Origin of the sequence: Methylophaga nitratireducenticrescens (assembly GCF_000260985.4) — a bacterium.
GTDB lineage: Bacteria > Pseudomonadota > Gammaproteobacteria > Nitrosococcales > Methylophagaceae > Methylophaga > Methylophaga nitratireducenticrescens.
This window is the reverse complement of the sequence record NC_017857.3, coordinates 2,535,912-2,547,726: the sequence shown is the minus strand read 5'-3', so window position 1 is coordinate 2,547,726 and position 11,815 is coordinate 2,535,912. Positions and strand designations below refer to the sequence as shown.

Genomic DNA, 11,815 nt, shown 5'->3' with positions numbered 1-11,815 from the left:
ACTGCTGTGTAGAAATTAGCCAAACGTTTGAAGGTTTTGTTGTTCATCGATAGCCATTCAGCAATGGAGACTATCATTGACGAGCAGGGCTTATAAGGAGAGAGTAGTAAACGTCTACCAGACGTGCTGTTTTCTGTTCAAAAATAATTAATCAATAATAATTGAGGGCAGGTGCTTATGGTATCTAACGATCTAAATAATAGCTCGACGCCTAACTGGGCCAGTATTCTTGGCGTAGTGGCGATCATGCTGGGTGTCTTTCTGACAGCAATGCATGGCACAGAGTTAATGAAACAATCAGTAATTACTTCCAATATGCCGGCATCGGGCGAAATGCCTGAGGCAGATTGTCCATTAGGCGAACTTGATGAAGAAGGCATCACTCTTGAACAGTGTGAATTCCTTGTTGATTATGTACAAGGTGTTGTGCAATCAACCCCCGAGGGATTTCCGGGCACGATGATGGCTCTGGCATTAATCGGTACCTTACTTGCGTTTTCCTCAGTGATTATCGGTGGCGCTCTGGTGAACTACACCTCATGGTCTTCCATGGCGGCTGTAGTGATATTTGCCGGACTGGCAATAATTGATCTGCTGCAGTTTGCAACCGTGGTGAACGCGGGACCTATTTTGCGAGGCATGTACCTTTGGAGCATCCTGTTGTGGTTCATTTTGCATTTGATGCTATTGGTTGGCGCTCTCGCTGGTCGACATACCGAAGCGGCACGCATTCATCGTGAAGTTGCCTGATTCTCACAAATAATTAATTGGAAGATATTATGCAAAGACAAGGTTTTAACAGAGCGGTCGTGGTCCTTCACTGGTTGCTGGCCGTATCAATCTTTTTTCTCTTTATTTCCAGTTGGTGGATGATGGGTTTACCGTTACCATCGCAGGAACTTCAATTTCGGGCTTTTCCATTTCAATTGCACAAAAACATCGGGTTGACGCTGGTAGTACTGTTGATCGTGATGCTTTATATGCGATTAAAATACCCTCCGGCACCGCCGTCGGCACAGGATATGACGCCGTGGATGCATAAGTCAGCGATCCTGGCCCACATCGCCATTTACGGACTTATCTTTTTTGTCTGTATCAGTGGTTATCTCTCTTCGGCACATACCAAGTGGGATACCGTAGTGTGGTGGTCATTTACCTTGCCACGTATTGCTAAAGCCAATGAGGATATGAATGAATTCTGGGGTGAGCTACACACCTACTCAGCATGGATTCTGCTGGCATTAGTCACAGTGCATGTCAGTGGCGCGATTTATCATTCTTATCGAAATGACGGTATTATCAGACGCATGATGCGTTGGTAAGCATCGCTGTAATAGTTAAAATTGAAGGGTCGCTAAGCGGCCCTTTTTTTTGCAAATATCCACTGTGATTTTCAATAACGGTGTAAATTTTCAATCAACGTCTGATGAAATTTATCCGAAGCCTGAATTTGTGGCGAATGACCTAACTCTTTAAAGGTGATTAAAGTGGCATCAGGTATTTGATCAGCCACTTGCTGGCTGATTTTTGGATAGTTACCCAGCTCAGATTGTTTATCTTTTGGTGTCAGGTTTTTACCAACCGCCGTATTATCCTGTTCACCTATCAACAATAAAGTTGGCATTTGCAGATTTTTAAATTCATACACTACTGGCTGAGTCAGAATCATGTCGTAGGTCAGCGCTGAGTTCCAGGCGACAATTTCTTTTCCCGGGCCCCGAAACATGCCGGCCTGCATTTCCACCCACCGATCATATTCCGGCTGCCAGGTTCCAGCATAATAGGTATTTTTTTGATAATGACGAATGCTCTCTGCGTTGGTTTTCAGGGCATTTTGATACCAATCATCAAGTTCACGGTAGGGCACCCCTTTGGCCAGCCAATCCTCCAGACCTATGGGGTTTACCATCACTAACTGCTGAACCTTTTCAGGGTTTAACAAAGCATGACGAGTGGCCAGCATACCGCCCATTGAATGCCCCATAACCGAATAACGCTCAACCGCTAAATGATCAAGTAACTTGCTGGTGTTGGTGGATAATTGATGAAAGCTGAATTGATAATGATCAGGTTTGCTGGATTTACAAAAACCAATCTGATCCGGTGCAATAACGCGGTAACCATTTTTTGTCAGAAACTGAATAGTACCTTCCCAGGTAGCGGCGCAGAAGTTTTTACCATGCAGCAGCACCATTGCCTGACCATTGGGTGTTTCAGGCTGAATATCCAGATAGGCCATCTCAAGGGACTGACCTTGTGAATTAAACTGGAAATAGTCAACGGCAAACGGATACTCAAAACCTTCCAGTCTGGGGCCGTACTTATTTTCCGTAGCCAGAACGGGCAGGGTGAACATCATAATAACGATATAAAGCAGGTGAAACATAAACATTTTCTCCATAAACATTATCCAGTAAACGCTATAGATAATGATGGTGGTTTTATTATGACCCTAGCTGTTTATTGCTGTGACGATCAAACCAATTATCCAGCCGATCAACGCAATCATCAGCACCAGAATGCCCAATAACACGGCAATAAAGACAATGTTCTCCAGCAGAGATTTGCGATAAATCTTTTGAGGCTGTTGCTGATAATCGTTCAGCAGCATCGCATTGCGTTTATTCGCTTTCCAGACAAAATCAAACACGTCACCGGCAAGCGGAATAGCACCCAGAACCGTGTCGATCATCATATTGATAATCATTCTGCCCAGGATCATTCGCGGTACGCCCAATTGATGAGCCTTATAAATAATGACGCTGGATAACAGGCCACCTATAAAATCTCCGACCCCCGGTATCAGACCAATAAAACCATCGAGACCAATTCTATAGCCACCGGGCAGGGGGATGCTTTCATCCAGAAACCAACTTAAACATTCAACAAAACGACTTTTTGTTTTCATGATTCGATATCCTTTTCCAGAAGGCTTACCACATTTAAGCCTTGTTGATAAAACGCATATTTTAATGGGGATTTAAGTTTGACCAGTTCACCATCAACAGCGACAGTTAACCACTTGTTGCGTGAACGGACATTAACTTCGATTCGTTCAACAACGGCATTGTCCAGCTGTTGTTCACGTGAAAGTGGATTGACACCACGAAACATCGCTTGAGCCGCTACAGTTAATGCGGCAATCCGGGTACTACAACGTAACACAATGAAGTGTAGCCCCTGCTTACCACCGCGTTTATTCTGCCCCACATCTGGCAGTTTAAGCTGTCTCTCGCCCACACCAATAAAGACTAAAGGAGTGAGAAATTTGGTATCGTTAATATGCACACTTACCCGTCTGAAATTGATTAATCGTCGAACAGCAGCAATGAAGCTCGCTGTCAGATAGGGCAAGTGACGTTCAAGCTTTTCCCGGCTTTCTACAAAGTGCACATAAGCCCCGACCGAGCTGGTGTTTAGAAACAGCTGCTGGTTCACCATGGCAAATGATGTCGGTTGTGCCTGTCCGTTGAGAGCCAGTTGTAATGCTTCATCAATATCGAGAGGGATATTAAGACGCTTGGCAAAATGATTCAGCGTACCTCCCGGAATAATGGCCAATTCAGTATTACTGTCAACCACGATTACAGCAGCCAGTGACAGGGTTCCATCGCCACCAGCCACTACAATTCGTGGAAGTCCCTTATCAACAGCTTTTTGAACAGCTGCATTCAGCTCGTCTACATCCAATATATTGACAGTGACATTAGACACTGAAGACAAGGCTGCTATCACCTTATCGGCATTGCCACCATTTTTGTTGATAAATACAGGCAATGAATTGAAGCCAGGATTACTGTTCATACCAACCATCTGTTTGTTTGATAAATAACTGTCTGGTGAGATAAGCAAAATCATTACCCGACCAGTGATAACGGGAAACCAGAATCTTGTCAGGATCAACTTCAAGCAGATTGAAACTATTGGGATAGCCGGATAGTAATCGGTCTGAAGTGGTTGTTCCGGCATGAGAGATAATAATGCCACCATGAACATGACAATAATCCAAATGCACATGACCACTGAGAATAATATCCGGGCCATTTTGCTGAAACTGTTGAATAGCCGTTTCAGCGCCACCAATCAAACCGCGATGTTGGTGACCCGTGGGTAACCAAAAAGGATGATGAGCCACTAAAATCCGAATTTTCTGAGGTGACGCTGTTGTGAAAAAGTCCTGAATACGTTTGATTTGACGGGCATTGATACGTCCCCGGGACCAATCAGCAGAATAACCGACTCGCCTGGCGGTATTAATGCCGATGATCTTATATGCCTCGGTTGCAATGGTGGGTTCCAGATCCGCAGTAATAAACTGCTGCCACTTTTTCCAGGGATACAGGAACCGTTCATGCAGACGGAAGGTACTTAAATCATGATTGCCGGGGGTGATCAAATACGGGGGAATGAGTCCATCAAGAAAATTTGCGGCCTGAATAAACTCACTGGTTTTGGCTCGTTGAGTCAAATCACCACTGATAATGACCCGTTCTGGAGATAATTCAGTTATTTTCTGATTAAGTACAGACAATACTTTGGGTATCAAACGCCCAAAATGTAAATCTGAAATATGTAAAATCCGTTTCATGCACAACCTCTAGATGGTGGCGGATGCTGTTAAGACATTGCTTAACTTCTAAATACTTATTGTCCTGCCTTCTGCTTACTTAAGCCTTAATGTGAAGCAACATCATCGTAAGAAGTAATTTAAGTACTTGTCTTTTATGGAAAAATAACTTAAAAGGAAAGTTGGAATTATTTCCAGCGAATTTCAAGGAGGAGGGGATGAAACAGCTTAAAAGGGTTATTTTTACCGTTTTTTGTTTTAGTTTTATGACGACAGTTCAGGCCAATGATTTTGATATTGTCGGACTGAAATTAGGTATGAGCTTTGAAGAAGTAGAAAAGACGCTGCTTGATTATGGCGCGAAACCGGAAAGTATTCAGCAACAACATCAATTTTTTCATTACCACGACGGGGCTGAACTCCACAAAACAGAGACTTTCCTGCATAGCGTGACGGCAGGAAAAGATGTGATGGGGGAAAAAGGCCGGGATCAGGATAGCTTCATTGTGAATTTTTCGCCTCCACCGGAACAGTCTCGGGTTGTGGCGATTACTCGAATGGTCACCACACGCAATAATCCCACGACGGTAGGTCAATACATGGCGGCCCTTAACGATAAATATGGTGAACCTCAGACTATCGGGAGTCGTCTGGTCTGGTGGTTTCCAGAGGGAAAACAGAGCTGTTATTCCGCTACCAATCTGGTGATGTCGCCGGATATTGACCAGATTATGAAGAGTATCTTTTTGTCGAGTGGTAACCGTTATTTCCTGGATCGGTTTCAAAATACCAAACTTACCAGTATTGATGATTGTGCTGGTTATCTCGTATACGAAATGGGCATGTTACAACCCGATGCACCAGCCAATAGAGTCACTGCCACCATGATAGATGCACCGACGTGGGTGAAAGCTAACCTGAAATCGATGGAATGGGTTGAGCAGCTGCAAACCGAAGCGACTGAAGCAAGGTTGGCTGGTAGTAGTAAACCTACTTTATAAGGAACAATCAGATGAAAAAAATACTTATTATTAGCCTACTTTCTCTTTGGCTGACAGCCTGTAGCTCAGGGTTGGAGGGCACTTATGCTGATGACATTGGCATCTATCACTTCACGTTTGAACCCAATGGCAAAGTCATGATTCGTGAAAAAGGACAGATGCAGGAATATGAATATAGAGTTGATGGTGACCAGATATTGATTGAGTTGAGCGAAGAGGATGAGGAAATCCTGATTATTAACGATGATGGTTCGCTGTCACCTAAAGGCTTGAAAAATATTTATTTGATCAAGCAGGAATAAATTCGGTAATTTAACATCGCATTCAAAAAGGCGCTTTTAGCGCCTTTTTTTTTAACATTTGGAGTTTTTATGAATTTTCGTATAGCTACATTACTTGCTTTTATTATTCTAAGTTGCCCAAATTGATATTGAATCTCAACCGGACTGACTGAACATTATTTGCTAAATAAACACTATCAGTATTCGATTCTGCCAAAATTACTGACAGGCTGTTGCCAATAGACGATGCCACGTCCTACCGCTTCAGCCAGTCCTGAGAGAATGATCGGTATGGTCGGCGCACTCACGAGCAATTCGTATTGCGAACGCTTGCGCCTCCCCGAGACCTGCTCTGCCACGCTAAGTCCTTGCTGCTGACCATGTCCGTAAACGGTGTATGAGCTAAAGCCCACAATCTGCTCAATGGAAAGCAGGTAATCCACCAAATCTTCTTCGAGTTCCGGTGCAATGTTGAGCATCAGTATGCAGATTTCCTCGGTAGTTTGTCCGTGAGTTGACGTGTTCATACACTGTCTCCAGAGCTGTTGAGGGGACGATGAAATGCCTTATAAATGATTGGAAGCATAAAAAGGGTCAGCAGGGTGGAACTGATCAGTCCACTGATCACGACGATCGCCAGTGGACGTTGAATTTCAGAACCTGGGCCGGTAGCCAGCAGCAGTGGCACCAGGCCGAAAGCACAGATCGTAGCGGTCATCATCACCGGACGCAGCCGTCGCAGTGCGCCTTCAGTTACCACCGTGGCAATATCCAGACCTTTAGCTCGTAATTGATTGAAGTAGGTCATCATCACCACGCCGTTCAATACTGCAATACCCAGCAGAGCGATGAACCCCACCGATGCAGGCACAGACAGGAACTCACCGGTCACCCACAAACCGATCAGTCCGCCTGTCAGGGCAAAGGGAATGTTAGACAGAATTATCAGCGTCTGTTTAATGGAATGGAACGTCAGAAACAGCAGTAGTGCAATTAATGCAAGCGCGAGCGGCACCACGAGCATTAGACGTGCGGCCGCACGCTGCTGATTCTCGAACTCGCCGCCCCATTCCAGATGATATCCATCCGGCAGCTCGACATTGTCTGCGATTAGAGCCTGTGCATCTTCTACAAAGCCCACCAGATCCCGTTCTGCCACATCGGTGCGGATAACACTGAAACGCTGACCGGATTCACGGGAAATTAGAATGGGTCCTTCAACACGGGCGACAGTGGCTATCTCTGAAAGCGGAATCTTGCCACCATCAGGCAAGTCAATGAAGCTGTCGTTTAGACGCGCCAGACCATCACCTTCAATGGCTGCGTAGCGCAGCATCAGGGGTATGCGTGCACTGCCTTCAATGACATTGCCGACGTTGACACCTTCAATCTCTGCACGCAGACGAAGCTGCAGTGCATCAGCATCCAGCCCCAGCCGCCCGGCCATGATGCGATCGATGCTCACCTGTAGATACTGAGCGCCCTCGTTGAGTGTTGCAAAGGTATCAATGGCACCGGGAATGGTCTCCACTTGCGTAGCGATCTGTTGCGCAAGGGCGTTGAGTGTGGTCAGGTCGGGGCCGAACAGTTTGATGGCGACATCACCACGCGAGCCAGTGAGCATCTCCGATACGCGCATGTCGATCGGTTGCGTAAATCCATAATTAAGACCGACGAAACGATCCATTACCTCGCGAAGATGCTGTTCAAGTTCTGCCTTGGTCGCGACGCCCCATTCTTCGACGGGACGTAACTGCAGGAAAATATCAGTCTCGTTCAGTCCCATCGGATCCATGCCCATCTCATCTGAACCGATACGTGAGACGATGCGTGCAACCTCCGGTACCTCTTCGAGAATCGCACGTTCGACCTGAAGCACGATGCGAGTGTTTGCTTCGAGGCTGATCGACGGAATTGTTTCCAGTTGAATGAGGATATCGCCTTCATCCATGGTGGGCATGAAGGTCTTGCCAATCAGTGGAAACACCACAAAGCTGGCTGCCAGCAAAACCCCTGCGGCACTTAAAACCACGATGGGGTGAAGCAGTGCTTTACGCAACAAAGGCTTATAGGTTTTTGCCAGGGTTCGGCTCAGCCAAGGCTCAGCATGGGCATCAGAGCGGACAAGGAATGACGCAATGACGGGAATCAGGGTCAGGGATAACAACAGCGATCCAAGTAAGGCGAAGACGATGGTTATCGTTACAGGACCGAAAAGTTTTCCTTCCAGCCCTTCCAGTGTCAGTAGCGGCAGGAACACGATGACAATGATGATGATACCGGAGGTCACAGGGGCCGCCACATCCCGCACGGCACGGTAGATAATATGCAGGTGTGGCAGTCGGCGTGTGCCGCGCTGATGCGCAAGTGATGACACAATGTTTTCGACGATCACGATGGATGAGTCGACCAGCATGCCGATCGCAATAACCAGTCCCCCCAGGCTCATCAGATTGGCTGACATCCCCATATTTCCCATCATGAGAAACGTGAACAAGGCTGATAAGGGCAGGATGACAGCCACAGTAAGTGCGGCACGCACATTGCCAAGGAACAAACCAAGCAGAATGATAACCAAAACCACGGCTTCCAGAAGGGCAGAAGATACTGTGCCTACAGCACTTTCGATCAGTACCGTACGGTCATAAAAGACTCTGATCTGCGTGCCTTCTGGTAAGGTATCTTGCAACGCCTGCAGCCTGGATTTAACGCCCTGCACAACTTCACGGGAATTGGCTCCACGCAGCCCGATCACCAAGCCCTGTACGGCTTCCGCTCCACCATCCGCGGTAACCGCGCCGTAGCGCTCCATACTACCCGTGGTGATACGTGCCACTTCTGATAGCGGAATGCGATCGCCCTCAGCATTTACGACGTACGTATTGCTGATGTCTTCAAAGCCGTTAATCGCCCCTTCTACGCGAACCAGAATGACTTCCTCTCCCTGATCGATCCGTCCGGCACCATCATTTTTGTTGTTGGTGCTGAGTGCGTCGGCGATATCCTGCAACTTAATGCCCATTGCTCTCATGGCTTCACGAAGAGGTTTGACTTCATAGGTGCGCACAAAGCCGCCGAGCGAGTTCACATCAGCAACTCCGGGCACGTTACGCAGCGCCGGACGAATGGTCCAGTCGAGCAGGAAGCGCTTTTCCTCCAGTGTCATGGATGGATTGTCGATGGTGAACATAAACATGTCGCCCAGAGGTGTGCTCATCGGCGCCAGTCCGCCGCTGATGCCACCGGGTAGATTGTCCCAGACATTGCTGAGTCGTTCGGTGACCTGTTGGCGAGCCCAGTAGATGTCGGTACCGTCCTCAAAATCCAGTGTGATGGAGGTCAGTGCGTACTTGGAGATGGAGCGCAGCATGGTTTGGAACGGGATGCCCAACAATTCTACTTCCACAGGTTGTGTGATAAGTGACTCTACTTCTTCCGGGGTCATTCCCGGCGCCTTGATGATGATCTTTACTTGTGTCGGCGAAATATCGGGGAAGGCATCAATGGGAATATTGAGCAGTGCGCGGCCACCAAAGCCAAGTAACAGTATTGACAGCAACAAGACCAGTAGCCGTTGGCTGAGTGACCATTGAATCAGTGAAGACAACATTATTCAGCTCCACCTAATCCAAGTTGAATACCCTTGAGAACGGCGGTGCCCTGAATGACGATCTCTTCGCCAACCGCAATGCCTTCGGATGCCAGATAGTCAGTACCGATGGATTGCAGTTCCAAAGTACGTGCTTCAATCCCTGCAGCCGTTCGCACATAAATTATTGTCTCCCCGCCAGTATGCACGACCGCACGGTCAGGAATGAGCACACCCTTGCCGACCGGTGGCAGCACAAGCGATAAGACCTGCCCCGTGGTGAAGGAAGTATCGGCATCAAACTCCGCCAGCAATTTAATAGTCTGATTACTGCTGTCGATGACCAGGTCCTTCTGGCGCAACGTCAATGTCTCGCCACTATTGGCAATACTCAGCTGATGGCCAATCTCCAATGCTTCTGCTGCTTTGGCAGGAACCTGAGCGCTGATCCAGCGGCGAGTGCCTGCATTCAGTGTGGCGATGATTTGTCCAGCCTCTACATAGCTGCCGACGTTATACATGCGCTGGGACAGGACGCCATCCTCCTGCACCACCAAATAGAATTCTCCCAGGCCCGAACCCTGCTTGCGCAGCGCCTCGAGTTTTGCTCTATCGAAACCGCCTTGTGCCAGATGTGATCGCGCAGTGCGTTCAGCGGACATGGCCTGTTGTTTTAGCAGTCGGGTCTTTGTCAGACGCTGTTTCGAGATAACGCCCTCTGTGTATAGAGACTCGTCTTTGCGCAGTTCGAAGTCGGCTCCTTCCAGAGCAGAGACGGCATCGATCCAGGTATTTTGCAGTGGCAAGATGGAAGGACTACTGAAGGTGGCGAGAATAGTGCCCGCACTTGCACTCTGTCCGGGTATGAGGTTCCATGAAACCAGTGTACCGGCCCAAGGTGTTGTCAGGCTTGCAGCACTGTCCGGTGAGTTGACGACTGTCGCGGCATATCGTGCGCCGGAGCTCGTGTCCACTGGTATGGCTGGAGCAAAGACAATCCCCATCCTGGTTACATCTTCACTGTTAATAGGCACGATCTCCTGAGCACTGAGAGATGCGGAAAAAATTGCCAAAACAGCCACAATGAATTTCTTGCGGAAAAAAAAGCTCATGGCAGGACTCCAACGATTTGGTTAAATTCAGTAATCAGGCGGGCTTGTCGCAGAGTAATCACTTCAAGATCACGGGCACTCCGGCGCGTCTGCTGCAAGGCGATGACTACCTGACTTATATCGGTTTCGCCAGTAACGAAAGCGGTTTTTGCCATCTCCCACTGCTGACGTGCCAGCTGGGCCTGCTCCTTGCTGAGTGGCAGAGATTCATTCAATGTGAAAAGCTCGTGTGCAACCTCGTGAAGTTGCAGGTTCAACTCGCGGTAAGTATTGAGGTAGCGCACATCAGCGTCGACCTTGTTTCGGCGCGCCGAACTTGTGGAAGCATTGACATGTGCGCGACCACCGAAAGGGATGGTTACTGAGAGTGCCAAGGCATCTTGATAATCGTTTTGGTTACCGGCTCTTTGTCGACGTGAGCCAATGCTGAGAGTGGGGCTGCCTAGTGCATCCAATTCTGTCTTGTCGATTTCGGCGGCTGCCAGATCAATATCGCTTCTTAACAGCCGCAATAGAGGATGTTCTGGACTAACTTCTTCGGTTGTCTGGATTATTTCGACATGCGGCTTTGCAGGTCGCGTAGTTAGACCGGTCAGCATCTGGTAATTACGTTCAGCATCAACACGGGCAGCCTCTGCAGCCAGTTCATTTCGTTGCTGGGCCAGCAACAGTGTACGAGCCTGCAAAACATCACGCCGTGCGGTTTCGCCCGCAGAGTGCAAGGACTCAGCGATTGACAATAGTTGCCGAGCATCTGCTGTAGCCTGTTGTTCTGTTGCCAATAGAGTATCTGCATCCTGCATGTCTGCCAGTACCTGGCGTAGTCTTCCTGCCATACTCAAAGTAAAAGCTTCTTGCCACGCTGCTACCTGGGCATTGTATTGTTGTCCCCGGGCTTGCATGGTGTTCCTCTCACCAGATCGCCACAGGGGTAAAGTGATGCCATAAGTGAGCTCGCGTTCACCCAGGTCACTGAGCATTTGATCATCGATATAGTCTAGTTGCGCGCTTGGCCGGCCAGCAATCCAGCTTTCACCAACATCTACCATGGCCTGCGCCTGCTCTGTCCGTACTTCGGTTTCCAAAGCTTCAGGTGCGTGTGCCAATGTTTGTTCCAGCAGGGTAGTAAAATTTAAATTTTGAGTCGTGGTAAGTGGCGCATGATCGAGTTCCTGAGCATGCAGATTTGGCGTGGTCATGAGCACAACTAAAATGGTCAGTGTTGTAAGGCGTTGTATGTACGTTTTTTTCACTTTGTAAAGTTT

At 48.0% G+C, this 11,815-nt stretch carries 12 protein-coding genes; 4 read left to right on the top strand and 8 right to left on the bottom strand.

Going from position 1 to position 11,815, the window contains the following annotated elements; all coding sequences use genetic code 11:
• Positions 1 to 177: 177 nt before the first annotated feature.
• Entirely contained in the window at positions 178 to 750 is a 573-nt protein-coding gene (locus tag Q7A_RS12030; protein ID WP_014707882.1) for a hypothetical protein, read from the top strand.
• Between the two features lie 29 nt (positions 751 to 779).
• Complete coding sequence (locus tag Q7A_RS12025; protein WP_041354666.1) at positions 780 to 1,322, top strand: cytochrome b; 543 nt, start codon at positions 780 to 782, stop codon at positions 1,320 to 1,322.
• A 71-nt stretch (positions 1,323 to 1,393) separates the two neighbouring features.
• Here Q7A_RS12025 and Q7A_RS12020 read toward each other — a convergent pair whose 3' ends face one another.
• The 4 genes from Q7A_RS12020 to Q7A_RS12005 are packed head-to-tail and all read right to left on the bottom strand — an operon-like array spanning position 1,394 to position 4,588.
• Complete coding sequence (locus Q7A_RS12020) at positions 1,394 to 2,401, bottom strand: alpha/beta fold hydrolase (RefSeq protein WP_202971531.1); 1,008 nt, start codon at positions 2,399 to 2,401, stop codon at positions 1,394 to 1,396.
• 51 nt (positions 2,402 to 2,452) lie between these two features.
• A complete protein-coding gene (locus tag Q7A_RS12015; RefSeq protein ID WP_014707878.1) occupies positions 2,453 to 2,908 on the bottom strand; it encodes a DUF4112 domain-containing protein in 456 nt (151 codons plus the stop codon).
• A complete protein-coding gene (locus Q7A_RS12010) occupies positions 2,905 to 3,804 on the bottom strand; it encodes a diacylglycerol/lipid kinase family protein (RefSeq protein WP_041354663.1) in 900 nt (299 codons plus the stop codon). The genes Q7A_RS12015 and Q7A_RS12010 overlap by 4 nt, the downstream gene beginning before the upstream one ends.
• Complete coding sequence (locus tag Q7A_RS12005) at positions 3,794 to 4,588, bottom strand: metallophosphoesterase family protein (RefSeq protein ID WP_014707876.1); 795 nt, start codon at positions 4,586 to 4,588, stop codon at positions 3,794 to 3,796. Before Q7A_RS12005 ends, Q7A_RS12010 begins: the two co-directional genes overlap by 11 nt.
• Before the next feature lie 197 nt (positions 4,589 to 4,785).
• On the opposite strand from Q7A_RS12005, the gene Q7A_RS12000 reads away from it, so the two are divergent.
• Complete coding sequence (locus Q7A_RS12000) at positions 4,786 to 5,568, top strand: hypothetical protein (protein ID WP_014707875.1); 783 nt, start codon at positions 4,786 to 4,788, stop codon at positions 5,566 to 5,568.
• 11 nt (positions 5,569 to 5,579) lie between these two features.
• Positions 5,580 to 5,870, top strand: a complete 291-nt coding sequence (locus tag Q7A_RS11995) for a hypothetical protein (protein ID WP_041354661.1) — start codon at positions 5,580 to 5,582, stop codon at positions 5,868 to 5,870.
• Between the two features lie 176 nt (positions 5,871 to 6,046).
• Here Q7A_RS11995 and Q7A_RS11990 read toward each other — a convergent pair whose 3' ends face one another.
• Genes Q7A_RS11990 through Q7A_RS11975 form a run of 4 tightly spaced genes read right to left on the bottom strand, consistent with a single transcriptional unit; the run spans position 6,047 to position 11,803 of the window.
• Positions 6,047 to 6,376 (bottom strand): DUF3240 family protein, encoded by a 330-nt coding sequence (locus Q7A_RS11990; protein ID WP_044326399.1) that lies wholly within the window; start codon positions 6,374 to 6,376, stop codon positions 6,047 to 6,049.
• On the bottom strand, positions 6,373 to 9,459 hold the full coding sequence (locus Q7A_RS11985) for an efflux RND transporter permease subunit (RefSeq protein ID WP_014707872.1): 3,087 nt from the start codon (positions 9,457 to 9,459) through the stop codon (positions 6,373 to 6,375). The genes Q7A_RS11990 and Q7A_RS11985 overlap by 4 nt, the downstream gene beginning before the upstream one ends.
• Complete coding sequence (locus Q7A_RS11980; RefSeq protein WP_014707871.1) at positions 9,459 to 10,550, bottom strand: efflux RND transporter periplasmic adaptor subunit; 1,092 nt, start codon at positions 10,548 to 10,550, stop codon at positions 9,459 to 9,461. The genes Q7A_RS11985 and Q7A_RS11980 overlap by 1 nt, the downstream gene beginning before the upstream one ends.
• Positions 10,547 to 11,803 (bottom strand): TolC family protein, encoded by a 1,257-nt coding sequence (locus tag Q7A_RS11975; RefSeq protein WP_089418543.1) that lies wholly within the window; start codon positions 11,801 to 11,803, stop codon positions 10,547 to 10,549. Before Q7A_RS11975 ends, Q7A_RS11980 begins: the two co-directional genes overlap by 4 nt.
• Positions 11,804 to 11,815: the final 12 nt, after the last annotated feature.